20 protein-coding genes and 2 pseudogenes are annotated in these 25,934 nt (G+C 40.3%); 9 read left to right on the forward strand and 13 right to left on the reverse strand.

Features of this window, described 5'->3' with window-relative positions:
* The first annotated feature begins 555 nt into the window (after window positions 1-555).
* Complete coding sequence (locus V7K89_RS08400) at window positions 556-1,023, forward strand: response regulator (protein WP_335186137.1); 468 nt, start codon at window positions 556-558, stop codon at window positions 1,021-1,023.
* Window positions 1,024-1,519: 496 nt separating this feature from the next.
* Here the strand turns inward: V7K89_RS08400 and V7K89_RS08405 are convergent, their stop codons facing one another.
* From V7K89_RS08405 to V7K89_RS08420, 4 genes are all read right to left on the reverse strand, one after another.
* Window positions 1,520-3,775: a TolC family protein gene (locus tag V7K89_RS08405; protein ID WP_335186139.1), complete on the reverse strand. Its 2,256-nt coding sequence runs from the start codon at window positions 3,773-3,775 to the stop codon at window positions 1,520-1,522.
* Window positions 3,776-3,878: 103 nt separating this feature from the next.
* Window positions 3,879-5,441: a circadian clock protein KaiC gene (gene kaiC / locus V7K89_RS08410; RefSeq protein WP_335186142.1), complete on the reverse strand. Its 1,563-nt coding sequence runs from the start codon at window positions 5,439-5,441 to the stop codon at window positions 3,879-3,881.
* A gap of 76 nt (window positions 5,442-5,517) precedes the next feature.
* Window positions 5,518-5,832 carry a circadian clock protein KaiB gene (gene kaiB / locus V7K89_RS08415; RefSeq protein ID WP_335186169.1) on the reverse strand — a complete coding sequence of 105 codons (315 nt, stop codon included), beginning with the start codon at window positions 5,830-5,832 and terminating at the stop codon, window positions 5,518-5,520.
* Window positions 5,833-5,958: 126 nt separating this feature from the next.
* Window positions 5,959-6,540: a KaiA family protein gene (locus tag V7K89_RS08420; protein WP_335186144.1), complete on the reverse strand. Its 582-nt coding sequence runs from the start codon at window positions 6,538-6,540 to the stop codon at window positions 5,959-5,961.
* A 565-nt stretch (window positions 6,541-7,105) separates the two neighbouring features.
* Here V7K89_RS08420 and V7K89_RS08425 point away from each other — a divergent pair.
* Window positions 7,106-10,438 carry an ATP-binding response regulator gene (locus tag V7K89_RS08425; protein WP_442941612.1) on the forward strand — a complete coding sequence of 1,111 codons (3,333 nt, stop codon included), beginning with the start codon at window positions 7,106-7,108 and terminating at the stop codon, window positions 10,436-10,438.
* Window positions 10,439-10,482: 44 nt separating this feature from the next.
* Here V7K89_RS08425 and V7K89_RS08430 read toward each other — a convergent pair whose 3' ends face one another.
* Both V7K89_RS08430 and V7K89_RS08435 read right to left on the reverse strand, forming a co-directional pair.
* Entirely contained in the window at window positions 10,483-12,405 is a 1,923-nt protein-coding gene (locus V7K89_RS08430) for an ArnT family glycosyltransferase (protein ID WP_335186145.1), read from the reverse strand.
* A 211-nt stretch (window positions 12,406-12,616) separates the two neighbouring features.
* The gene (locus V7K89_RS08435) at window positions 12,617-13,243 is read right to left on the reverse strand and encodes a hypothetical protein (protein ID WP_335186147.1); all 627 of its coding nucleotides are present in this window, start codon (window positions 13,241-13,243) and stop codon (window positions 12,617-12,619) included.
* 969 nt (window positions 13,244-14,212) lie between these two features.
* On the opposite strand from V7K89_RS08435, the gene V7K89_RS08440 reads away from it, so the two are divergent.
* On the forward strand, window positions 14,213-14,545 hold the full coding sequence (locus V7K89_RS08440) for a DUF565 domain-containing protein (protein ID WP_334853753.1): 333 nt from the start codon (window positions 14,213-14,215) through the stop codon (window positions 14,543-14,545).
* 15 nt (window positions 14,546-14,560) lie between these two features.
* Window positions 14,561-15,610, forward strand: a complete 1,050-nt coding sequence (locus tag V7K89_RS08445) for a glycerate kinase (protein ID WP_335186149.1) — start codon at window positions 14,561-14,563, stop codon at window positions 15,608-15,610.
* Between the two features lie 139 nt (window positions 15,611-15,749).
* Here V7K89_RS08445 and V7K89_RS08450 read toward each other — a convergent pair.
* A pseudogene (locus V7K89_RS08450) lies at window positions 15,750-16,385 on the reverse strand (restriction endonuclease subunit R).
* Window positions 16,386-16,592: 207 nt separating this feature from the next.
* Window positions 16,593-18,110 (reverse strand): ABC transporter permease subunit, encoded by a 1,518-nt coding sequence (locus V7K89_RS08455; protein ID WP_335186151.1) that lies wholly within the window; start codon window positions 18,108-18,110, stop codon window positions 16,593-16,595.
* A gap of 79 nt (window positions 18,111-18,189) precedes the next feature.
* Here V7K89_RS08455 and V7K89_RS08460 point away from each other — a divergent pair, with 79 nt between their 5' ends.
* Complete coding sequence (locus V7K89_RS08460; RefSeq protein ID WP_335186153.1) at window positions 18,190-18,945, forward strand: amino acid ABC transporter ATP-binding protein; 756 nt, start codon at window positions 18,190-18,192, stop codon at window positions 18,943-18,945.
* An 88-nt stretch (window positions 18,946-19,033) separates the two neighbouring features.
* On the opposite strand, the gene V7K89_RS08465 is transcribed toward V7K89_RS08460, so the two are convergent.
* Both V7K89_RS08465 and lipB read right to left on the reverse strand, forming a co-directional pair.
* Entirely contained in the window at window positions 19,034-19,234 is a 201-nt protein-coding gene (locus V7K89_RS08465) for a hypothetical protein (protein ID WP_335186155.1), read from the reverse strand.
* Window positions 19,235-19,520: 286 nt separating this feature from the next.
* The gene (gene lipB / locus V7K89_RS08470; protein ID WP_335186157.1) at window positions 19,521-20,192 is read right to left on the reverse strand and encodes a lipoyl(octanoyl) transferase LipB; all 672 of its coding nucleotides are present in this window, start codon (window positions 20,190-20,192) and stop codon (window positions 19,521-19,523) included.
* A 621-nt stretch (window positions 20,193-20,813) separates the two neighbouring features.
* Here lipB and hpf point away from each other — a divergent pair.
* A complete protein-coding gene (hpf, locus tag V7K89_RS08475) occupies window positions 20,814-21,461 on the forward strand; it encodes a ribosome hibernation-promoting factor, HPF/YfiA family (RefSeq protein ID WP_335186159.1) in 648 nt (215 codons plus the stop codon).
* A 204-nt stretch (window positions 21,462-21,665) separates the two neighbouring features.
* Here hpf and V7K89_RS08480 read toward each other — a convergent pair whose 3' ends face one another.
* Window positions 21,666-21,836, reverse strand: a complete 171-nt coding sequence (locus V7K89_RS08480) for a hypothetical protein (RefSeq protein WP_335186161.1) — start codon at window positions 21,834-21,836, stop codon at window positions 21,666-21,668.
* A 713-nt stretch (window positions 21,837-22,549) separates the two neighbouring features.
* Here V7K89_RS08480 and V7K89_RS08485 point away from each other — a divergent pair.
* Window positions 22,550-22,741 (forward strand): hypothetical protein, encoded by a 192-nt coding sequence (locus V7K89_RS08485; RefSeq protein ID WP_292860261.1) that lies wholly within the window; start codon window positions 22,550-22,552, stop codon window positions 22,739-22,741.
* 97 nt (window positions 22,742-22,838) lie between these two features.
* Here V7K89_RS08485 and V7K89_RS08490 read toward each other — a convergent pair whose 3' ends face one another.
* Entirely contained in the window at window positions 22,839-23,696 is an 858-nt protein-coding gene (locus V7K89_RS08490) for a sulfurtransferase (RefSeq protein ID WP_335186163.1), read from the reverse strand.
* Window positions 23,697-24,028: 332 nt separating this feature from the next.
* Window positions 24,029-24,193 (reverse strand): annotated as a pseudogene (locus V7K89_RS08495) (nickel-dependent hydrogenase large subunit); the annotation flags it as partial.
* A gap of 157 nt (window positions 24,194-24,350) precedes the next feature.
* Between V7K89_RS08495 and V7K89_RS08500 the strand changes: the two are divergent.
* Together V7K89_RS08500 and V7K89_RS08505 are read left to right on the forward strand one after the other, a co-directional pair.
* The gene (locus V7K89_RS08500; protein ID WP_335186165.1) at window positions 24,351-25,028 is read left to right on the forward strand and encodes a DUF305 domain-containing protein; all 678 of its coding nucleotides are present in this window, start codon (window positions 24,351-24,353) and stop codon (window positions 25,026-25,028) included.
* Between the two features lie 279 nt (window positions 25,029-25,307).
* Entirely contained in the window at window positions 25,308-25,847 is a 540-nt protein-coding gene (locus tag V7K89_RS08505; RefSeq protein ID WP_335186167.1) for a Uma2 family endonuclease, read from the forward strand.
* Window positions 25,848-25,934 lie beyond the last annotated feature (87 nt).

Here is a 25,934-nt window from a genome sequence, read left to right on the forward strand (position 1 = left end):
CACAGGAGTAAGGTTTCATTCTACAGGCACTTAGACGTTGATATACTCCATCATCCCATACTGTATTGCACTCAAGCAGGAACTGCTATATTTCCAAACTTTTAGCAGATATTATACAACTTATACGTTAAGCAACCGATAAAAGAACTTGTGAAGAGAGAACGCCAATAGTTCTGTGGTTAATTTCTCAAAGGGTTTCTGTTGCCAAAATTATATTTAATAAGTTTTATGTATAACTTAATCAACTCATTCACAAAATCAAACAGTCTCTAATTATAGTGCAGTTAGCAATTTTAAACTCTTTTAACGATTATCTCCTACTTTTTAGTTAAGGTAAAATCCAAAGGTTTGAATCTAACTTTACCCCTTGCCTTTTAAGCAATTAAGAGACAAAAAAAGAGATTGTTGGGATTAAAGGAAAAGTATTACTTTCCGTTGATTTCCTCACTTTTAGTAATTTTGAATTCTGAGGAATAGAATCTTATTCAGAATAATAACATGATATTAGTAGTAGCTGATTAACAATAAGAAAAATGGGAGCTTTGACTAAAGATTATGAATAATATCCGTGTGTCAACAAACTTAGCCCGTGCAAATTTTAAAGAGAATATAAAAAACTTAAATAGTTTTAAAGGATCGACAATTTTGGCAGTGGATGATGATCCCAATATACTATTCTTAATTACTGAGATTTTTGAAAGCTGTGGAATTAAGGTAATAACAGCAGACAATGCTTTAGAAGCATTTGAGGCGATTGAACAATTCCAACTGGATTTGTTAATTAGCGATATTAATATGCCAGGAAAATCTGGCTATTGGCTAATACGGAAAGTCAGAACACTTACACCTCTCAAAAAAAGAGAAATTCCAGCAATTGCTTTTACTGGCAATATTGAAGCTAACGCACATAAGGAGGCTATTGCCTTTGGATATCAAACTTACATCCAAAAGCCGAGGATGGGGGAGCTAGTAACAGAAACAGCAAGACTGCTTAGACGTTCAATAGACCTCTTGCACGAATAGTGTAAGTATAAAAAAATATAGTTCATAAAAGAAAGAGCAATGAGCTACAAACAAGATAAAAGACTTGCCACCATCAGAATTTAAACGGTTATGTGAAGTGCATAAGCGGCAAGAAAAAACGTCACACCAGAAAACGCTTTGGCTTACGTTGCAATTTGATTGCTGGACTTCTCATACCAATTCAATTAATGATTGCAACATATCCTTGGGTAAAGAGGTGATTCATCGCGTCTCTACAAATGGTCTATTTGTCACATTTTTTTCAAATTGGTATCAATTATGAACTTGCTCTGTTTTGTTGATTCATGCAAGAGGTCTACTGCCTTTTAGACTAAAAAGCCTCATTATTTCAGTAAATACACTGAGTAAATGAGGCTTTGAGCTAGCTTTTTATTAGAAACGCTACTCGACTCTGTGATGGTCTAATAGCAGGTACAAAGTGCATTACAAAACACAACAGCAGTCAAAAATACTGATTCAGTTGAGTCTCAGCTAATTAGCGTAATGCTCTGAGGGTAACAGACCGTTGTAACTGAGCTAAAGCGCGGTTGTAATCCAAAATTGCTGTGACTCGATTACCTTCAGCTCTTGTGAGGTCGTTTTCAGAGTTAATGACATCAGTTTGAGTACCTACACCAGCTTGGAATCGCAAACGTGCTAAACGTAGAGCTTCCCTAGCTTGTTCTAAAGCGGTATTAGCGGTTTGAACATTCTCTAAACTAGATTGCTGGGTAGAATAGGCTTGTTCTACCTGAAAGCGAATTTGGTTACGCTGTTCAGCAAATTGAGTTTCTGCGATCGCAATATTAGCTTTTTGCTGAGCTGCTCTTGCTCTTGCTGCTCCTCCATCAAACAAATTTAGGGTTGCCCTAACTCCGAATGAATAACCATCAGTAACACTGACATTATCATTGAACTGGTCTAGCAGATTGTAGCTGGCAACCAAACTAATTTGAGGGCCTAGCTCGGCAAGGGCCTGCCTACGCTGTTGCTCATTAGTATTGCGTTGTGCTAACTGCTGTTGCAGTTCTGGACGATTTTGATAAGCCAACACAATACTTTGTTCTAAGGTTGGGTTCCAAAGACCAGCTAATTGTACAGGGTCAGCAGCACTGATATTTATCCCCTGCGGCAAACTTATCCGAGTTGCTAATTGACGACGGGAAATTGACTGCTGGGATCTAGCATTAGTTAAATCTTGTTGGGCATTTGCTAAATTCACCTGCGATCGCAACACATCAAACCGCGTACCAACCCCAGCTCGCTCTAAAGCTTCTGCATCACGCAAACTAGCTTCGGAGTTTTGCACAGCCGACTGGGCAATTCGTACTTGTTCATCCGCTTGTTGGAGATTGTAGTAGTCAGTGGCAACATTCAGACGGATTGTCTCAAACTGAGTTTCTACAGCCAACTCATAGAAACGTACCTGTTCTTCAGCCGCTCTGATGGTAGCTTGCACTCTCCCAGAAGTATAAATGTTATATGAAAGTTGTGCTTGACCAGTAAAAGCTGTACTGGGTTGATCTTGTTTAGGGGCCAACGGCCCACTTAATTTGTCCGTCAGCTGACCATTAGCAGACTGACTACGAGTCAGATCCGTGGTAACTCCCAGAGTGGGCAATAAAGCAGCTTGCGCCTCGCGTAGAGTTGCTTTATTGCGTTCTAGCTCCAATAAGGACACCTGTAAATCCCGATTATTACGCCGTGCTAGCTCCAGAGCCTGTGTCAAAGTAATCGGCTGATTTCCCCGAAGTTGCACTTCCTCCGGTTTGGTGGGAAATTGCAGAGGATTTGAGTTAGGAATCAGGTTGTTTGGAATTTGCACCGACCCTGACGGTACAGGAGTTACAGTTGCTGGTACAGTAGCAGGTTGCACCGAACCTTCTGGTGTAGGAGTTACGGTTGTTGGCGTAGTGATTGGCGTTGAACCCTCTGGTACAGGAGTTACGGTTGTTGGCGCAGTGATTGGCGTTAAACCCTCTGGTACAGGAGTTACGGTTGTTGGCGTAGTGATTGGCGTCGAATCTGTCGGAATTGGGGTATTACTCTGAGCCAAGCGACCAATAACATTTTGTTGTAAGCAGGTGCTTGAGGTTAATAGCAAATTAGCCAAGGAGTCTGTTTTGCTTTTGCTCAACTCCTGTGGACACCTCTGCGCTGACAACAGTTTTGCTGCTCCTGCACCTGTGGCTGAAGTTTGTAAAAATGTTTGCAACTGAGTAACAGTATTTATCTTTTGAACCACTGGCTGCTGTGTAGAAGACAGGGACAAAATTTCTTTTTGGCCAGAAGGGGGTTTTGAAGTGTAGTTAGGAACTACTATCTTCTTTAATTTCTGCCCATAAGCGCTTGAATTACTCTGTTTTTGGTTCTTTTGAGCTTGGGAAGGATTAGAGGTAGGTGTCAAACTGAAAAATCTACCTTTATCTTTCTTAAGTAGTTGTTTTATTGGCATAACAGTATTTTCAGCCGTAAATACTGGAATACTGTTATTACTTAAAGGTTTTACACTAAGTTTAGTAAAACCCAAAGCAGGTACTAGGGTTGGAACACTAACATTTGCAGTGTTAGGCAGTTGCGTATTCATGGTATCCACAACTAAGCCTTGACCATAAGTAGAAGTCAAAACACTAGGAGAAGATGCCAGTTGTATCCCAGTTAGTTTACCAGTACCAGCCCAAGCAGGCTGAGTTGTTAAGACTGCTGCTGTTACACCAGGTAAGAAGCTATAAAATAATTGCTGTCCTTTCACCGCATCCCTCACACAAAAATCAATCTAGCGGCAGAAAACCTTTCTTCACCACAGAATATAGCACGATACTAAACTTAGGAAAGAATATACTACGATACTAAATTTAGGGTTCGGAACTCTGTTTGTCTTCAAAACGTCTAACAATGCGAGAAAGTTCCGCCTTTTCATCGATACTAACGCGAGTAGGAGCACCGCTGATAATCCGTTCGTAGTTTCGGAAAGAATCTTTAATTTCTGGGCCATCAGCAGTAATATTATACTCACGAATGCCCTTATCATGCCAAGATCCGCGCATTTTAAATACGTTAATCGCCCGCGACATTTCTCCACGAATTTCTACGTACTGTAACATCAGAATTGTATCGGTAATTGTGGAAATATGAGAGTCAGTAATCGAATGCGCTCCTAAAAATTGGTCGGTTGTGTTGGTAAAGAAACCGGTAATTTCTTCTTGTTTAGCATAACCTGTCACACCAATTACAAACTGCCGAAATGCATTATTCGTAACTCCTCTAGCTAGTGCTGATAGAGAATCAATAGCAATCCGAGTGGGTTTGAAAATAGCAATTTCCGATTTAATAATTTGTAAGTGGTCTTCTAAACCAGTTGATTCCGGATAGGTACAGATTATTTTAAGTAAACCTTGATGTTCTAATTCTTCAAAATCAATTCCCCAAGAATAAGCATTACGAGATAGTTGGGCGCGTGATTCTTCATAAGCAAATAGTATTGCCTTTTCTCCATTAAGGCAGCCATCTTGAATAAACTGACTGACTAACAGAGTTTTGCCAGTACCTGTGGCTCCTGTTGCTAAAATAATTGAATCTTTAAAGAAACCACCACCGCACATTTCATCTAAGGTTTTGACACCAGAAGATACCCTGACATTAGAAGAACGTTGAGTCAAACGCATTGCTCCGAGTGGGAAGATGTTAACTCCTTCATTAGTAATCGTGAAGGGATATTCGCCTTTCATGTGAGTTGTGCCGCGCAACTTGAGAATTTCAATTGTGCGACGGCGGCGTTCTCCTTCTAAAGCGTTGCGGACAATTATTACATTATCGGAAACAAATTCTTCTACTCCAAAAGAGGCAACAGGCCCATATTCTTCACTACGTTCAGTGGTAATTACAGTTGTGACACTCAATAATTTGAGACGTGCTACCAGGCGGAAAATTTCGCGTCGTACTACTCCCATAGCTTCATACTGCTGAAATACCGCTGTTATTGAGTCGATTGAAACTCGTTTAGCTTTGTATTTGCGGATGGCATATTGCAAGCGCTCAATGAGTGCAGAAAGGTCAAAATTTCCCACGATATCTTGACCTTCTGGATCAGGAGATGCATCAAGAATAAACAACTTGCCTTCTTCAATTAAGCGGGGCAAGTTCCAACCAAAAACATGAGCATTTTTAATAATATCACTTGGTGATTCCTCAAAGGTTACAAATACTCCTGCTTCATCAAAATAGGTAATACCGTTATAGAGAAACTGAAGAGAGAATAAAGTTTTGCCTGTGCCAGATGTGCCGCTAATCAAAGTAGTTCTACCAATTGGAAAACCACCATGACTAATATCGTCAAACCCTTCAATCATCGTCCGAATTTTTTCTATACCCCCAATTTTCGGTGGTTGCTTTGGTTCTGGTTGCTCGTTTTCATTCATTGCTTGATCACAAAAGGGTATTAAAACCTGTTTTTTTATTACTATAGTTTGTACTCAATGTTTTATAATTAAAGTTTTACTCTTCAAAATCTTCTTCACTCAGTTCTTCATAGAGCAAATCTAATCCAATCAACACTCTTTCTCTATCTGAAAGATCCCCAATAATTTTGCGAACGGGTGGAGGTAAAATTTTAGATAATGTTGGTGTTGCCAATATTTTATCTTCTTCTGCCAGTTGCGGACTTTTCAATACATCAATCACTTTTAAAGCATAAACACCTTCAAACTCCTGCTCTAAAATATCTTTGAGTATTTTTAATGCCCGGACTGAATTTGGAGTATTTCCTGCTACGTAAAGCTTAAGAACGTAAGTTTTTCTGGCTTTAATCATATACTTAATAGCTGGCATGAGCATAAAAATAACAAGATGCATTCGCCCTTGGTGTTGGTGCAGCTATCGTGCATTGGGAGGAACTAGCAGCTTGTTCCAAGTGGAATATACAGCGATAAACTTAATTTATTTACAAATCGAACTCCTATAGGCTTCGCACAGGTGAGCCAAAATATCTATCAACGTTAGGCGGTAATCAAGTAACGCTTCATTGCTCCTTCCTTCTAATTTTAGCTGGTTAGAAAACTCTTCCATTACCTCCATATGAATTTCGATTATTTGGGGCACAGGAATATTAGCATAAAATATAGTATTGATAAATTTATCAATTTTATCTTTGAGTGTTTTGTCTGTAGTAAAATAATCTATAAGAATCAGGCTATAATCTGTTTTAAGCTGTCTTAAGAATCCTTGTCTTTCTGCTGGATTCATCTCCTGAAAATGCTGTTGACTTTTTTGCATCTGACTGGCAAATACATAAACGTACTTGCTAGTGTATGCCTTACTTGGATTGAGTGGCGGCCAATTTGGTAAGTAGTTGAGTTTTCCAGAAGTCGTTGCAGCAACAGGTAAGTGGCAAAATTGGGTAATAATTGCGTCCATCAATTTCCCCACCCACGTACTCAAACCTTTTAGGTTGGCTAAGTCAACTGGATTATTTAAGCATTTGTTAACATTAGATTGCAGAATCAATATCGGTAATAACATCTATTCTTGAATATATCTCCTCGATTGCCCTGACCAATAAACGCGGGTTGATAAGTTTGGTTAACGCTTGTAGGGGAATACTAAATGTGCAGTAAACTGGTGATTTTACCCCAAAATAACGCTCTATTTGAGCAGATAGTGCTACGCACTCAACAATTTAGCGGAGCAACTAACTGGTAGAACTTAGTAGGTCTTTGATGATCAGGTATCCGTCGGCATAGCAAGACACAATAATTAACTCATGATTTACATATCTATGTATATAAATAGATATATTTTTTGATTTTGCTCCTTGATAAGATACTTAAACGAACTTAAAGGATTGTCGCATTCCAAATCATTATAATTCCTCAAGGTTCTAAAGCGAATCTTTGAGGCCATAATTGTTTTAGCCGTCGCTATTATCGATGAGGAGTTTAAATACCAGTAAGAGGCTGAGGAGGCTGGCTAGTTATTAGAAATTAGAAACATCGCCTTTTGGAAAAATGCACTCGTTCGCAATTCCCGTGTCCGTTAGAGAAAATCCCGTTGTTTTAATGGCGTTGAAATAACCAGAGTTGCTTATATGAGTCTTCTTAGAGGATATGACTTCAGGCGAAAAGACCATCAACTGGCAGATGGAAATGCCGGAGGGTTCCACAGGAAGAATGACCCCCAAATCCCTATGTTAATGCTAGATTACCCGCTTTATGACTTTCAAGCAACCGTACCTAGCTGCCCCCAAACAAGTTCTCTGGCAGTAGTGTTGGAGATTTTTGAGCAAGAGCAGTGCGAGCGTTTGGTAGTAGTGAATCAACAGCAATGCCCCATCGGATTGCTGTATTCTGCCCGTTTAATCCCAAAATTATTAGCCCAAAGTGACGATAAAAATCTAAATTTACACCAATCGCTTTCTACCTGGGGTCAGGGTCTAATTGAGCCAATACAGACAATATCAGTTTCGGAGCGTGTAGAGCAATTAAGCTTGCGCTGGTGCGATTCACAAGTCGAAAAACCTCAAAACCTAGATTGGGCGCTGATTGACTTGGATGGTCGATATTTGGGGCTACTGGATAGTTCACGCTTGTTGCGATCGCTAGCTCAAGAACGTATGCCTGGCTTACAAAAGTCTAGCGAGCATCGTCATGAGTATGATGGTGCGCCAAATGAACCCAAGTCGTTAGGACACCAGCCACTGGTACACTTGTTAGAAAGACTGCCTTGGCCTTTAATGTTGCAAACGGGTACTGGCGAGGTGGTAGCGCGAAATCCTGCCTGGTGGGAGCAATTAGGAACCTTAAAAGATCCAGAAGGGGTTAGGCAACAGGTGGAGGCAATACTTGTCCCAAAACGCTCTGAGATAGCAGAATATGTCACCCAACCAGCAATCAAGGTTTATCCCAATGGTAGGGAGAATGAGTATGGTGGTGAAGAAGAACTGATTCAACAAGAAGTATCAGGTGATGCTGTATACAGCCGATGCTATTTAGATAGTCAAGTGGGTACTTGTACCTGCGTTGTCGAAGTGCAAAATGGTCAAGAGCAAATCTGGCAGTTTGCCAAAATTCCCTTAGATAGTCCTGAGTTTAAAGTTATCAGTGCCCAAGAGGAGATTGCACTCAGCACTGATTTATGGTTGATTTTAGCTACTGATGTCACTGAACAGCAGCAACTTTGTAAAGAACTAGCAGCGAAGAATGCCGATCTAATTCAACTAAATCGGTTAAAAGACGAGTTTTTAGCTTGTATTAGTCATGAACTCAAAACTCCCCTAACTGCCGTTTTGGGATTATCGCGCTTGCTAGTGGATCAGCAGTTGGGAGAACTTAACGAGCGTCAAGCCCGTTATGCAGGACTGATTCATCAAAGTGGACGCCACCTGATGAGTGTAGTGAATGACATTTTGGATTTGACCCGGATGGAAACGGGACAAATGGATTTGACACTGACTTCAGTGAAAATCAGTACTGTGTGCGATCGCGCCCTATCGGAAGCTAAAGCTATCCACACTCAAACCACCAAAGCGACATCTGCCCCGCCACCTGCAAATGCCCGTTCATCTGCTCCCCAATTCTGTCTTTCCATTGAACTAGGTTTAGATCAAATGGTGGCAGACGAATTGCGCTTACGCCAGATGCTAGTACACCTACTTTCCAACGCCTTTAAATTCACCGAAATATCTGGCGAAATTGGGCTGCGGGTAAGTCGTTGGGAAGGATGGATTGCCTTTACAGTTTGGGATACAGGTATTGGCATTCCTGAACACCAGCAACACTTAATCTTTCAAAAATTCCAACAACTAGAAAATCCCCTCACCCGCCAATTTGAAGGTACTGGTTTGGGGTTGGTATTAACTCGCGCCTTGGCTCGTCTCCACGGGGGAGATGTCAGCTTCTTATCGCGTGAAGGTAAAGGTAGCCAGTTTACACTGCTTCTGCCACCCAGTCCTCCGAAAACAGGCTTTTCGGAACCAGATATGGGAATTAGAGAAGACGAGGAGACACAATACCAACCAACACGGGAAAATCTCGCAGCCGCTCGTCAGCATCCTAGTACGCCCACACAGCATCATCCTGCTAGTTCGCAACGGTTGGTCTTGGTAGTCGAGGCAGTAGCTCGATATATTGAAGACTTGACCGAACAACTTAAAAGTTTAGGATATCGGGTAGTGATTGCGCGATCGGGGACAGAAGCAGTCGAAAAAGCGCGGCGCTTGCAACCAATAGCGATATTTTTAAATCCGTTGCTACCCCTGCTATCAGGCTGGGATGTACTGACTTTATTAAAATCTGACACCGCAACTCGTCATATATCTGTAATTGTGACAGCAACGGCAGCCGAAAAAGAGCAAGCATTTGCTAACCGAGCCGATGGTTTTTTGAGTTTGCCAGTAGAGCATCAGGTCTTAGCACCAGTTCTAGAAAAATTATGTACTACACAAGCAGTTTTGCCGCAAGGGTTAGACAAGGGTGCAATTACCCCAACTAAAACCCCACTGCGAATTCTCAGGTTGGTAAATCCCCAGTTAGAATCGGTCAATCCCCACACCTCACTTCGAGAACATCGAGTGATTGAAGTAGATGACCTAGATCAGGCAGAACTTTTGGCGCGGGTATGGCAGTTTGATGTGATTTTGCTAGATGTCGAAAGTACCACCGCCCAAATTTATTTGCAACAATTAATTGGACATCCGCGTTTAGCAGCTATACCACTGGTTACTTGCGATGTTGCAACTACCTTAATCGCTTCTAAAATACCAGGGCTATCTGTATTTCCTTACTTAACACCATTTGCTCAAGATAACAGCAGTTGCACTGAGAAAACAGATGCTTTACTATCAGTACTGGAAATTGCTTCTGGTATTTGCTGCCCTCCTAATATCTTAGTAGTGGATTTAACAATGCTGCGGGATTTCCCCCAGGTAAGACGTAAGCCAGCTAAGGGTTATCGGACAGAAAAAAATTGCTCAATTAGTAGTGAAACTGCTAAACGGGGATCTGAATGGTTCCAAGCTTTAATTCAATACCTCCAAACAGCAGGTTTCAAAGCGGCGATGAGTCCTTGTTGGGCAGAAGTGTTGCAACAAATTCGCCACGAAAGCGTTGACTTACTGCTAATTTGTTTAGGAGAAACCTCTATCCACAAAGATGTACTCAAAGCAATGAAAAAATTAGCAGATTCGCCTTTCAAGTTGCCACCAATTTTGGTATTAAATCAGCGATTTAATCGCTCAAAAACCAGTTTCCCGGATGGAGTAGCTGATCAGGTAATTAACCAGCGGAAGAATGGTTTGGAATCGATAGAAACTATTGTTGGTGCGATCGCTACCCAAATATTACCGCGATCAATCTCAATGGAAGACCTCTTAAACCAAATCAATCAAGCTTTAGCTGTCAACGGTTACAATGACAAATGTTAATGGGATCATTAGTTATTCTCAAAGGACAAATGACTAATGACAATTTATGATATGTCTATTTTTTGATTTTTCATTTTCTTAAAAGGAACTCGAACCAAGTTATAAGCACCCTTGGTCGATAAATTCTTGTAATCATCTGGCTGTAAGTCCATTTGTAAAAACTTTTTCTGTTCGGCTAACAGTAGCACTGAAGGAGGTTTTAGTCCTTTGGCAGCCTGGTTTTTAATATGCTCTACAGCCTCTTTAGGAAATTTTAAATAATTTACGTGGATGTGGCTGTAAAACACCACACTAGGCTTTTTGAAGCCAAGCATGATCAATTCTTCGTTTGGTTGTTTTGCTTCTAAAATGACCGCAGACAATTCCCTTAAGGGTAATTGACGTTCTTGATCGATAAAGAACGAAGCAGGCGTTAAGACAAAAATTATAAACACCACAAACCCGATTAAATTAATACTGATAATGTAGTTCCAGCGGCGACTCAATAATAAACCCGCAACCAAAACAGCACAAACTAGCCAAATTATACTTGCAATTACTGGTAAACCAGATTGTTGAATTAGTTCGTGAAAGTTACTTATCGCTGGATCGGTACCTAATATGTGGGTTATATTGAGCAGTGCTGTTGCCAGAACTGATAAAAATACTACATTCACCCAACCACTCATTCGCAGCAAAGACGTAGAACTCGACGGAATAGAAGAGGGGGAAACAGGAATTTGCCGTGTCTTTGCATCTGAAAAAAGGTCGCTCCACAACAGGGCTACCAAGATTGCTGCTGCTGGCATTAAAGGCAATACATAGCTAGGGAGTTTAGTAACGGCAATGCTGAAAAAGGCAAAAACGCTAGCAAACCAGAACCAGGCAAATAAACCAAATTGCTGAAAACGTTCAAGGGATCGCCAATGCGATCGCTGCCAAAACCTTAGTCTGATTATAGAAGCTGGTAAATACACTGAGTATGGTGCAAAACCCAACAGCACAACTATCAAGTAAAAATACCAAGGTGCTGAGTGACCATTAACTACTTCTGTAAAACGTTCTAGGTTGTGATAACCAAAAAAGGAGTTAATATAATTCCAGCCATTGCGCCAAATTACTAAAGCATACCAGGGCACTGACAAAGCAATAATTATCAGTATACCTACGAAAAGGTACATTTCTCGCAACACCTCTCGCACTTTACCCACGTAAAGCAAAAAAGCAGCAACAATTAGCCCCGGCAAAACAATTCCCACTGGCCCTTTGGTCAAAATTGCGCCAGCAATCAGCACATAAAAAGCTAAGTACCACTTATTAGGAAATGGGGCATGGGGCATGGGGGATTGGGTATTGGTTATTAATTCTTCTGCTCCCCTGCTCCTCTGCTCCCCTGCTCCCCTGCTCCCTTCCTTCCCTGCGTACCCTAGAAAGAAACATAACAAAGCCGATGCCATACATCCGGTGAGTAGCATATCAGAGACACCCGTTCTCGCCCAAATAATAGTTTCGGGATTGAGTGCCATGAGCGCTGCTGCTATGAAAGATGTTAAGTAGCGGCGAGTCGGACGTGAAACTTGTTCTAATTCGTCTTGTTTAGCCAAATACCACTGGATGGTGTAAAAAGCTAAACAAATTAAGCCGAATGCAGCGATCGCGGAAGGAAGGCGTACTGCCCATTCATTCACACCAATTATGTAATATGCGATCGCCTGACACCAGTAAATTAGAGCAGGTTTATCGAAACGAGTGTCACCATTGAAAAATGGGGTAATCCAATCACCTGTAACGAACATCTGGCGCGAAGCTTCGGCAAAGAGCGGCTCTGTCTCATCAATCAAGCCAGTGTTGCCCAAATTCCACCCAAAAGCCACCCAGCTAACTACCATCAACCACGAAATCGACACAGTTACACTCAGGGCTGGATTTTTTGCTATTTTGTTGAACCACCGATCAACAGTGTGCCTAACACTCAATTTCATTCTCATTTAGTCAATAGTCAACAATCACTAATCAATAGTCGTTAGTTATCTATCTTTTGTTCTTGAAAGTTTTTAATTCAACAATTTTCCTCTATCCATTACTTAACACTTTACCAACTGTAGGGTAAGGATGTAAAAATAAAGGTTTGAGCAAACGTAAACAATGCCCACTCTCCAAAAATTGCTTCCGTACTCAATATTTACCACTTAGCAATATTTATTGACTCAGCACAAGTTGCCATTCTCTGTTTTGGGAATTCCACTTAGGTAATTGAGTTTCGCCAATAATATAAGGGCCCCAGTAACGACGGGAACCATCTTGTGCAAAAGCAACTAAAACATCTCCCTTCTCCAGCTTTAAATTATTCTGAGGTAGGGATAGAACCAGTCCCTTCTCACTACCTTCTTCGGGAGCAAAATCCCAATGTGCCGGTACATCGTAGTGAGTTTGTTTTTTACTAGATCCTTTTGCTACTGACTGTCGTGCCAGTAGAACCAGACGTACAGGCTGATTTGTTTGATTGCTCATTCGCAAAGTCCCTTGATCCTTAGCAATGCTTGCTGATTTATCACGCTCTGCCAAGACAGGATAAGTATTCTCTTTATTGCTATGTTCTACTTGATGGGATGGGGTAGGTGCTGGAGTAGATAGATTAGCGGAAATACCTTTTTCAGGTACAACTGAAGTTGTCTGCCACTCTTGAGTTTCTGTTGGCAGTTCTGAAGATGTATCTGGATTGGTGGACTCAAAGGATACACTCACTCCAAAGCATCCCACCAGAGCAACAAGCAGTCCCAAGCACAAAGCTGTAATACCGACGTTACGATACACTGAAAATTTCATATTGATAGTTATTAGAAATAAATATTTTGTCTAGGCTTGACCAAATAGTAGCCTATTATCCCAAAAGGCAATCACACAAAATAGCCGAATATAGACTTTCCTAAAATTAGAAACATAAATGTATGATAAATATCATTTTGATTAGAAAACATTTGAAGGATATAATCTCTTTAATATTTGAAAAACAAGAGGTACAGACACCCATTACTTTGGGTTTTGACCGTAATTTAGACAAAAGCAAGAAAATTTGATACCTATTCAGCCAATTCATTTGTAAAAAGAAATAAAAGGTTTCCTGAAACTGCTAACGGTCTTTACAAGACATCCTTTGCTAAACCTCAGATAAATCTAAGTGGTATATTTTCTCTTCTGCTATGAAAAGTTACCTTCAGAGAATGTTTGAAAAGTGCCTGGTGATATACCAATAGCTTAAAGATCCTCCTTCCTAAATCTACGCAAGTCCCTTCTCCTTTTAGTAGAGGCTACGGGTAGCTTACTTCCGTATATGGATAATATGGATACAAGTCAGGAAACCCACTTAACGGACTAGTACCGCAAGGCGGAAGTCAAAAGTCACGCATAATTGTATTCCAAGCTCTTGCGCCATTTGAAATGGTGAGGCAGTCGCTCAGAGGGGGTTCCCCCCATGAGGAACTGCCGAACCCGAAGGGGTATGTTTATTTCCGCGCCTGTTGTACTAGCTTCCTTTAAAAAGGGGAATTTTGAATCATTTTCCTATTTTTTAAGGCTTGAACGTGGGGATCAAACTAAATATTTATTGTTTCCAAACACCCTCTAAGAAACTGTACTTCTGAAGAAGATGATAGAATGGTTAAATTTGAATAAATACTGGAATTCCAGTAGATATCTATAATATTAACAAACAAGCTGATGCTAAAACCAATATCCTCCTTACCCTAATAATAGATATATTTCAAGATATCTTGACTTTTCCCAGAAGTCCCTTTGATGCAAAACACTCGTCTCAATAACTTGTTCGATGCCATTGCTACACGCTTTGGGCAATGGTTTTTAAATCCTTGGCGACGACTATCGTTGCTGATAATTAGTTTTTTGTTCGGTTTTTTTCTAGGAAACGCAGTTTCCACTACAGCTGGACAACGGGCAGAGTTAGACATTGTGGCAGCTGGTTTTTTAGTACTGTTGACGGAAATTACCAGCAGAATATTTTATAGTCGCAGCTTTTTGGAGCGGCGATCGCTCTTGGTAGACTCACTAAATCTCCTCAAAGTTGGTTTCATCTACAGCCTGTTTCTCGAAGCTTTTAAGCTGGGATCGTAGTTAGATGGAGAATTTATGAATTTGTGGCTGAGTGTTTTAGCAACCAATGAGGTGGGGGAAACTTGGAAGCAGGAAGCAAGAGAAGCAGCGCTGGCAGATCGGTTAAGGGCTAAAGCTTTCGGGATCGCGCCGGAAAATGTTGATGAAATGATCGAAAGGCGATCGCATTTACTAAAATCTGTCTTTCCAGCTTTTAGTCAATTCTGTCAAGCTACTCTCCAAGTACAACCCCAGGAAATGTTACAGGTATTGTGGGACTTGTGGCTGCCTTTGGGAATCAAACTAGCATCCCAGCGCCAACAGTTGGGACGCCCCCTGATTCAAGGAATATTGGGAGGACAAGGCACTGGTAAAACCACAATGTCAAAGGTTCTGATTTTGATTCTCGATCATTTGGGATATCGGACTGTGAGTTTATCTTTGGATGACTTGTATAAAACTTACAGCGATCGCTTACTTTTAACACAGCAAGATCCCCGCTTGATTTGGCGCGGCCCCCCAGGAACCCACGATATCGACTTAGGTTTAAATATACTAGATCAAATCCGCCAGTTGCAAAGCCCAGTGATGCTTCCCCGCTTTGATAAATCTGCCTATAGAGGCGCTGGCGATCGCACGACTCCAGAAATGGTCACAGGTGTTGATATTCTACTTTTTGAAGGTTGGTTTGTGGGTGTGCGACCAATCAACCCAGCTTTATTTGAGACTGCATCGCCGCCAATTCTTACAGATGAAGATAGAGCATTTGCCCGTGATATTAATCGTCGCCTTTACGATTATTTACCACTGTGGGAGCGATTGGACAGCTTAATTGTGCTTTATCCCACCGATTACCGCTGTTCTTTGGAGTGGCGCAAACAGGCGGAACAGCAGATGATTGCTGCGGGCAAGTCGGGAATGAGTGATACAGAAATAGAGCAATTTGTCAATTATTTTTGGCGATCGCTTCACCCGGAATTATTCATCAAGCCGTTGGTAAAAGATGCAACAGCAGTTGATTTAGTGATAGAGATTCATAGCGATCGTAGCTTTGGTAAAGTGTATGGCGATCAAATTAATTCCTAATTCGATTGAAAAGCGCTGTAATACTTATGAAGGAGTCTTTGAACTCCGTGAATCAATACACTTGGGTTAGAGCCAAAAACCTTAACCTGCGTATCAACACTTGAAAAAAACATCCTACTTTTCCCATATTTCTTACCTTTTAAAGCTGACAAATTGCTTTTAAAACTTGTAGCAACTGACTTGAACGCTCTCTTTCCATTAAATTTAATTCTGGTAAGAGATAATAAATAGGGGGATTTCCTTGTTCAATATAGACAAACTGATAACTTCTACCATTAGTCACTAATCCCCAAACCGATTTTTGGTTATCTAAATTTTTATAAGAGTATGTGAGTAGCTGAGGTAAACCTGTTGAAATATCAATCTGACTATTTTTAGATTCAATTAACAGTACTCAAAAATATGTTTGAGGTTTTGAATGTTTAGCCTTACTAATAGCTAAAATATTAAATCTTCCTTTAATTTTGATATCTTCATCTTCAACTTCAATCTCAGCAATATTCTCCTCCAAAACAATCTCGATCGGATAGCGATAAAAACCAGCTAATCTTAATAAAGGGGCAACTGCAAGAAACTTTACCTGACCTTCAGAAACTTTGCCTGCTGTAAGGTATCTATCAAAGTCATGTTGAATTTGTTTTACTTCCTGCTGTTCTGCTTCCGTGAAAGGTTCCAGAGATAAGTAATTAGAAAATGAATCAGTGTACTGTTTTTGAAAGCCAAAAAAACGATGAACTTCTTCTAAGGATAAATTACGAGCGTTGAGAATTGTCATATATTTTTGCTTGATTCCAACGAAAAAATATTTATCTTTTGCTGATATTACATAATTTGTTAGCTCTGTTGAGCATTCTATCTACATCTTACCTACCTTCTCAAGTCGTGGAACTTGATATGCCAAATTAGTTAACAAAGTAATGTATCAGCTTCATCTTATCTGTGAAGGTACGTTAGCCTACGCATGACATACCCTACTGAATTATTAAGTATCATATTTTCTCTGTCTTTTAACCGGATTCATCCACACTTCTAAGCGACTAAACGCTTGTGAAGAAAGTAACGTCAAACATAAATAAACCACCGCTACACCAATGTAAATTTCAAAGGCGCGATAGTTGTCAGCAACAATTAACTGTCCTTTACGTAGTAATTCTTCAAAACCAATTACAGAAACTAAGCTAGTATCTTTCAATAAACTAATAAACTCATTACCCAAAGGTGGAATCATCCGCCGGAAAGCTTGGGGAAAAATCACATAACTCATAGTTTGTACAGAACTCAAACCTAATGATTTTGCTGCTTCTACTTGTCCTGGTTCAATTGATTGAATTCCAGCACGAACAACTTCGGCAATGTATGCAGTGCTATTCAAACTTAAGGCAATTACCCCAGCACTTAGACGATCAAAAGAAAATGTCAAACCAAATTCTTGTAAAATTGCTGGCAAACCAAAGTAAATCATAAAAATTTGCACCAGCAAAGGCGTTCCCCGAAAAAAATCTACATACGCCCTCGCCAACCAACGCACAGGTGTAATATGAGAAAGGCGAACAATACCAAGCAAGGAACCGCCAATTAAACCGAACACTACAGAAAGTATCGTCAATTGCAACGTTACTAATGCACCCTGTAATAAGCTTGGGAAAGCCTGCAAAATCACGCCAATTGAAGTTAATATTTTAGGTGCACCAGCGTTAGTTTGATTCTCAAATGGTAATTTAGCTGGTAGTGATGGTGGTTCAACTTTAAACCATTTCTGATAAATTTGGGAATAAGTACCATTTTTTAGCAGCTTATCCAAGCCATTATTTATCAATGTCAAATTCGGCGAGTTTTTAGCTGTAGCAATTCCATAAAACTCCTCCGTCAGCAATTGCTGGACTACTTTAATTCCCTGAAGATTGCCTGTATTAATAGCATATAAAGTAACAGGCGCATCATTAATTACCGCATCCACATTACTATTGAGTAATTCTTGCAAAGCTAAAGGTGCTGAATCAAAGCTGCGAATTTGTACCCCAGGAATACTTTTAGCCTTTGCAGCCCCAGTTGTACCAATTTGTACAGCAATTTTTTTATTTTTAAGACTGTCAAAACCAGTAATGTCTTGATTGTCTGCACGAATGGCGATCGCTAACCCAGCCTTAAAATAAGGACGGGAAAAAGAAATCGTCTTCGCCCTCTCCTGAGTAATTGTGATCGAACTAATAGCCGTATCTACCGTTTTGGCCTGCAAAGCGGGAATAATGCCATCAAAAGGCAGACTTTGAAAACTAACTTTAAAGTTAGCAGCAATTGCGATCGCATTCATCAAATCAATGGAAAACCCCTGCAACTCGCCACCTTTTCCTTGAAACTCAAAAGGTGGAAACGCCGGTTCCGTAGCAACCCGCAAAGTTTTCCCGGCGCTAGGGTTCACAGCACAGCTAATCAGTAATAGACAGCTAAAACCTACGAAGACATATAAATACAGCCAACGCCTAAAACCAAATTTAACCATATTATTTTCTCTTTCCCTCTGCGCCTCTGCGGTAGCCTGAAAACCTTACAATCAACTTTAGAACAGCTTGACATAAGTAATGAACAATACCATCCCCGCGATTATTTTTGACAGTATCGAAAAAAACTTTGGTTCCCTGAAAGTTCTCAAAGGAATCACCGGCGAAATCAACCGGGGAGAAGTTGTTGCAGTTATCGGTTCCTCCGGCTGTGGTAAAAGTACCCTACTACGCTGCTTCAACCGCCTAGAAACCATTGACAAAGGGCGTTTAATCATCAATGGAATTAACTTATCTCGACCCACTGTCAACTATAGCCAACTGCGGCAACTACGAACACAAGTAGGCATGGTTTTTCAACAGTTCAACCTGTTTCCCCATCTCAGCGTCTTAGAAAATATGACACTCGCACCGCGTAAAGTCTTGGGTAAAACACCAAAAGAAAGCGCCCAACTAGCGAGATTATATTTAGAAAAAGTCGGTTTATCTGACAAAGCCTCTGCTTATCCCGAACAACTTTCTGGCGGAGAAAAGCAACGAGTAGCGATCGCTCGTAGTTTATGTATGAATCCCCAAATCATGCTATTTGACGAACCCACCAGCGCTTTAGATCCTGAACTCGTTGGCGAAGTTCTGCAAGTAATGCAGCAATTAGCTACAGAAGGGATGACAATGGTAGTTGTCACCCATGAAATGCAATTTGCACGGGAAGTAGCACATCAAGTGATATTTCTAGACAAAGGTATTGTGACAGAACAAGGCCCAGCCTATGAAGTGCTGACCAATCCCCAAAGCGATCGCTTACGTATTTTCCTAAGTCGCCTCAACGTTAGATAGTTAAGAGTTATAAATTAAAGGCTTCTTTTGCACTCATCACTCATCACGGGCTAAACGCCCCGCTACCGCTAACAGCACTCAGCACTACTTAAAGGTACTCGCGCAAGAAATCAAAGGGATCATCTTCCCAACAAGGTTCAGGTATTAGCCAAAATAAACTACTATGGATATCAGCTTCAATTTCATCACCGTCGTCTCTATCAAATAGTTCTATCAAAGCTGTCCAATCACGTTCTTTCAGAGATGTTATCGATGGAGTATATACCTGGAGATTATTTGAGTAATTCACGCGCAAAGTTGTGCTTGACAGCCGTAAAAAGTTAGTATAGAAATTTAAAAATAATTAGATTCTAGCTTTGACAACCGTAGTTAGACCAATTCAAAATTCCAAAAGTCTGATTTAATCTGGCTTTTCAGGTTTGTATCTATCACCTTCTTTTTTCAAATGGGTATTAAATAGTTATTTTGATACTATTAAATATGGACTACTCTCATAAGTGTCTCACAATTTAAATAGAACTGCTATAGTATTTATTACATATTACAAGCCGAATTTACTCAAGCCAGAAAAATTCTTAGGGCTGAGATTCTACTAATTCCACGCCAAAGACTTCCGCAAAAGATTGTGCTATGTAAAAACGCACTTCTTGGCAAGTGATATCTGGAATCCATTCGACTAAACTGCCTACAGGTTTATCAGAAATACCACAGGGTACAATACGCTCAAAGCCCGTCATGTTTGGACAAACATTTAACGCAAAGCCGTGCATAGTAATCCAACGGCTGACTTTAATACCAATAGCTGCAACTTTTCGCCCTTGCAACCAAACGCCAGTAAAAGCCGGAATTCTTTCTCCTTGCAATCCATAAATTGCCAATACGCGAATTATTACTTCTTCAATTTGCCGCAAGTACCAATGGAGGTCTTTACGATAACGTTGCAGATTTAAAATTGGATAGCCCACCAGTTGACCAGGACAATGGTAAGTAACCTCGCCACCTCGTTCAACTTGATGCACATCATATTCACCTTTGTCAATCTCAAATTTGAGAAAGTCTAAGTTGCTTCCTTGTCCCAGAGTGTAGACAGGTGGATGTTCTAGCAAAATTAACACATCATCTAGACTAGGGTCGTGGATGCGCTCAGTCAGAAGCGATCGCTGCCATCCATGAGCTTCCAAGTAAGGCATTAATCCTTGGTTATATAGCAAACAAATGTTTTTATGTATTTTATTACTATGGATCATGCCAAAATTCAACTGTATAAAGAACTAAATATATTTCAAATTACAGAATTAGAATCAAAAATTGTCAAGCTTTGCAAAGGATTTTAAAGGAAAGTCAAGGGAAGATGCATTAGAAAAAACAAAGTGCTAGCTTGAATATTAACCTCAATAGGTCTTAGGAGGAATTCTCTGCAATAAGCATTATGCCAAAACAATAAGGACGAATGTACTGGCTGATGACTTTAATATCATTGTTTGCATTGCAAACAGAATCAAACTTCCACAAAGCCTTGTATTCTTTAACAACAGCAAGCAAACCTCAATCGAACACAGAAGGAGCAAATATCAACAGTTCTGTAAGCATTCCTTTTAAGGAAAAGGTAGTCATAAAAGCTACAATTAGATTTTCTCAACTCTTGAGTGCTAATTGGATATACAATTAGACATCAGCGCAGAGATGAGGAGGTAAATCAAGGGTATACTTGATAATTCCTTAGATGCAGTAAGCTGAGAGACAGCTTAATAGCAGTAGATACAATATAGTTCACAATTTGTTTTGGCGGGAATAATAAACCTTAACCGCAATTTCTTTTCATACAAAGCAAATTCACACATCCAAAATATTCAGCGGGAGAGTATTACATGAAGCTTGTCATCCACGGCAAAAATATTGAAATCACCGATGCGATTCGTGAATATGTACATCAAAAAATTGAAAAAGCAGTTAATCACTTTCAAAGCATTACAAATGAAGTGGATGTGCATCTTAGCGTCGCCCGGAATCCCCGAATTAATCCAAGACAAGCGGCTGAAGTAACTATTTATGCTAATGGTAACGTTATTCGGGCCGAGGAAAGCAGCGAAAGTCTATATGCCAGCATTGACTTAGTTGCAGATAAAATTGCCCGTCAACTGCGGAAATATAAAGAACGGCGTCAAGACCACAAAACTCATCCTCAACCAACAGAAGTAGTTATTCCAGAGTCGATAGTAACAGATTTAATTGGCGATCGCACCGCCGAATTGCCCAACGAAGTCGTCCGCACCAAATATTTTTCCATGCCGCCGATGACCGTTGCAGAAGCCCTAGAACAACTGCAACTCGTGGGACACGACTTTTATATGTTCCACAATTCTGAAACTGGAGAGATTAATGTAATTTACGAACGTAACCACGGCGGTTATGGTGTTATCCATCCCCGCAATGGTAACGGAAATACTAACGGCAAAAATGGCAAGGCAAGCCACACTAATATAGTCATGCCAGAAAAGTCACATTCGAGTAAATAGGGACTGGAGAATAGGGAGATGATGGAAGCAGGGGAGAAGTTGCAGTAAATCTTTTCCCTCTCCACCTCTGCCTCTTCCGATGCTTATTCCCGCATTTTACAAACTGTTGCAAAGTTTTTAGATATTAGAAAAGATTTTGACTCTAAAATAGCTCAAACACTTCTTAATAAATATTTGGTATAGATGAGCTTTTGCCTCCAGAAATTACCTAATACGTGAGCGTTGGAGTAATGTGAAAATTTGCAGTTCAGCTGCTGAGTCGGCGTAGTATTCAAATAGTTGATATTGTCGCCCAGTCATCACAGCAAATTCATCTATGACTTTCTGGGTGATGTCTGCACAAGCTAGTACTGCAAGGCGGAAGTCAAAAGTCATGCATAATTATATTCCAAGCTCTTGCGCCATTTGAAATGGTTCGGCAGTCGCTCAGAGGGGGTTCCCCCCATGAGGAACTGCCTATCTTCGCAGCGTTAGCGAGCCTGCGTACTCTGTAAGAGTTGCAAGCTAGCAAAAGCGTCTCCTAGAGAGCGTCACCCGTTCGCCCTTGGCGTTCCCGAAGGGTAGGGGTATGTTTATTTACGCCATGCTGTACTAGATAGTAAGGATTGACAGTTTCTCTCACTTGGAAGTAGACATCAGGGTTTTGTGTTATACCGCGCAAAACAGGTTTATCGGGGGATAGAGAGGGCTTGCGCGGCTAGCACCTTCGTCTTTAGCTCGTTTGACAGCAGCATCAAGAATATTTTGTATCATGCCAACTTCATGCATAATTCTTTCCTCACAGTTTTGATTAAGTGGTTTATTTTATCAATTGCTATCTCTATTCCTTGTTCAGCAAAAGGTGATAAATTCTCACCCAATTTTTAAGTTAGATAAAAAGCTTGAGGAAGCTGTGAGGAAATATTTGAATTAAACAGTTTTTTCATCTATTAAAAATAAATTCTCAAAATTGAGTATTCAAAATAGGTTAAACTGCATGTATATGCTGGCAGAATATTAGTTCAAATTTGTAACAAATTTTAATACATTACTTAAGAATAAGTTGGTTTTGTCAGCATATATCAGATGACGTTAAGGAGATAATTATCATGCAAAAAGAATATATGGAAATTTTAGAATCATTAATTAATCAATTGACATTATCCGCAATATTAGAAATGTTAGAGCGAATATGTCACAAAAAAGCAGAAAATCTAAGAACTCATTGGCAAGATGAGACTTCAGCAAAGCTTTGGGATAAAGCTGCTAGACAGATAGAACAGATAAATGTTGATGTTTGATTGAAAAAGAATTCAAAATTCAATGACGTAATAATGCTACTCACATTCTCAATCCAATCTACTATAATTCTTAATCCAAGCGTATTGCTTTATACGCTCATTGCATGACTCTGCTATCAATTGGTAGTGCAAAATCACGAGACCATTCATTCCAAGAGCCAAAATAATTTCTAGCAGAAATTCCCGCCTCTTCAAGGGCTATTAATGTATTCGCAGCCCTTGAACCTTTAAAGCAGTAAATATACACAATGGACTGAGAAGTAATACCTAGTGACTGACAAATTTCTCGAATTTCATCTGGCGATCGGAACGTAGGAATTTCCGATTCAGAATTGATTAGATGATACCATTCTAACCATACTGCGTTAGGGATTCTACCTTTGCGAGGACAAAAATCAGGATGATAAGGAGAAGAACTCAACCCAAGCCATTCGTTGCGATCGCGTACATCTAATTTAATAATTGCTGGATTTTCAATTGCTTGCAACATCTCGGTGGTAGTCACCATTATGTCAGTGTTGGGATGCAATCTAAATATGCTGCTTTCACGCTGCGGTACTTCATCGGTAGTAAGTAATCCTGCCTTAAGCCATGCTCTATATCCTCCGTGTAAAATAGATACCTGAGTGCAACCCAAATATTTCAGTAAAAAAGCTGCTCGACAAGATTGACCATAACCTTTATTTAAAGCATCTTCATAAACAATTAACTGTTCTGCACCAGATATTCCTACCCTGCTCATGATTTCTGCAAAATACTCTTGTAATTCCTTCAATCCTGCTGGAGAGGAATTCTCTAAAAGATAGGTAAAAAAATCTCTAATATTTATGGATTGAGAAATATGAGAAATAGCATATTCTTCTTGACTTCGCGTATCAATAATGACAGTTTTTGATGAGTCTTCTGCTAACAGTGACGTGACTTCTTGAGGAGAAATGAGGAGTTTTGTATTCACGCTTTCATGCTTCTGTTATCGTGCTATTAAGCATTATCGCCCTTGGTATATTTACGTTTTGGAATGCAAATTACAAAAGAATGAAGATTAAATGTTACGAGATAACTTTTATGGCTTGATCAAATAATTAGGAATTCGTAATTCGTTATTAAATAGGTACAGAGCAAATTGATTTATCAATGGTAAAAATATCTAGCATCATTATTTTCAAGCCCCCGACAAAGCCCGTGGTGTCAACTCAGCACGGGCTAAACGCCCCGCTGACGCTAACAGCATTCAGCACTCAGTTTGATCTGTAGCAATTATTAAATTTCCTTTCTGAATTAACCCCGATCTATTCCTAATAATAAATCTAGGGCGCTGAGGTGGAAGAAACTCAGGGTGTGGGATTGAATAATTTGTCCCAAATTCATTAAACGGTACAGTTTTTCAGCAGCTTTGGGAATTGTAACCGCAAGAATGCGATCGCCTACTTTGGCAGAAGCTAATAAATGACTATTGCTAGCTTCTGACAATGTAGGTATTGGTGACAACATAGAAATGAGAAACAAGATCCCGACTTCGTAAAAGTTATTGGGGATCTTTAGATTTCATTTTAATTTCATTAGATGATTACTTAAATCGTTAGAATTAGAAAATTGTTAGGTGAGATTTATGCAACTGCTATTTTTAAGGAACGGCTTTTTGGCGTTAACTTTTACTGCGATCGCTTCAGGCGGTGAGTTAATTACAGGCTGTGCTAATACCGCTTCCCAGAACCAAAGCCAAGCGCCAAAGGAAACCGCCACCAATACTAATGACAAGCAGATGATGAATCACAGCATGGGAATGGATTTAGGCCCAGCCGATGCTAATTTAGATTTACGATTTATCGACGCTATGATACCGCACCATCAAGGGGCTGTGGAAATGGCGAATGTTGCTCAGGTGAAATCAAAACGTCCTGAAATCAAAAAACTAGCAGACAATATTATCAAATCGCAAAATCAAGAAATCACTCAGATGAAGCAGTGGCGACAAGCTTGGTATCCCAAGGCGGGAGATAAACCAATGGCTTATGACAGTCAAATGGGTCATACGATGGAAATGTCATCTAACCAAATGAAAACTATGATGATGAGTCAAGACTTAGGTGCAGCCGATGCTGAATTTGATCTGCGCTTTATCAATGCGATGATTCCTCACCACGAAGGGGCTGTAACAATGGGGCAAGATGCCTTAAATAAGTCTAAGCGCCCTGAAATCAAGAAATTAGCCCAAGAAATTGTTAAAGCCCAAGAGATAGAGATTAAACAAATGCAACAGTGGCGAAAAACTTGGTATAACAAGTGATACTAATTTGTAATGACGCTCTCTACGAGACGCTGCACGTAGCTTGCTTCTCCGTAGGAGTAGGATGACTTGCTAACGCAGATACATTTTTGGCTGTTGCAGCGCAGTGTTAGCCTGCTGACTGCAACAAACGAATAAAACCATCTTGCTCAAAGTGTTTATCAGTTGTTAATGCCTCCATAATTCCTTGCCTATGCATCAACACAAAGTTTACAGCATCACATAACGAATAGGTTTTATCCTATGTAGTAGTCTGTGTAAGGTAAGAAGGTAAAGCAAATGACCCAAACGACGAAAACCCAAAAACTGCTGACCTTTGAGGAGTATCTTACCTATGACGATGGTACAGACACGCGCTATGAGTTGGTGGATGGAGAACTAGTCGAGATGCCACCAGAAAGTCAGGAAAATAGCAATCTGGCAAGATTTCTATTCGTTGAACTACTAAAACATTTCCCCTTTTATTTAGTTGCTCATAAGGATACAGAAATTGAGGTAGCAGGGCGACGGGCGAGATGTCGTTTACCTGACTTAATGGTTCACACAGAAGAATCTTATGCTGCTCTTATCGGTGCGCCTCGTGCTACTCTCACCCGTGATATGCCGCCGCCTGCGCTAGTAATTGAAATTGTTTCTCCGGGAACAGCGAACCGCGCTCGTGATTATCGCTACAAGCGGACGGAGTATGCCGCTAGAGAAATATTAGAGTATTGGATTGTTGACGCACAAATGCAACAAATTACGATTTGCCAGTGGGTGGAGGGACAGTATGAAGATAAGGTATTTACAGGTGCGACTTGTATGGAATCAGTGGTATAGCAACCGCCAGGTTGGTTAGGACACTAAACTCAGAACATACTCCATTGCCGCTCGCAAGGTAGGGAAGTACTCCAGTTGCTTGCGGAT

The sequence above is a fragment of the Nostoc sp. genome, assembly GCF_036917515.1.
In the GTDB taxonomy this organism is placed as follows: Bacteria; Cyanobacteriota; Cyanobacteriia; order Cyanobacteriales; family Nostocaceae; genus Nostoc.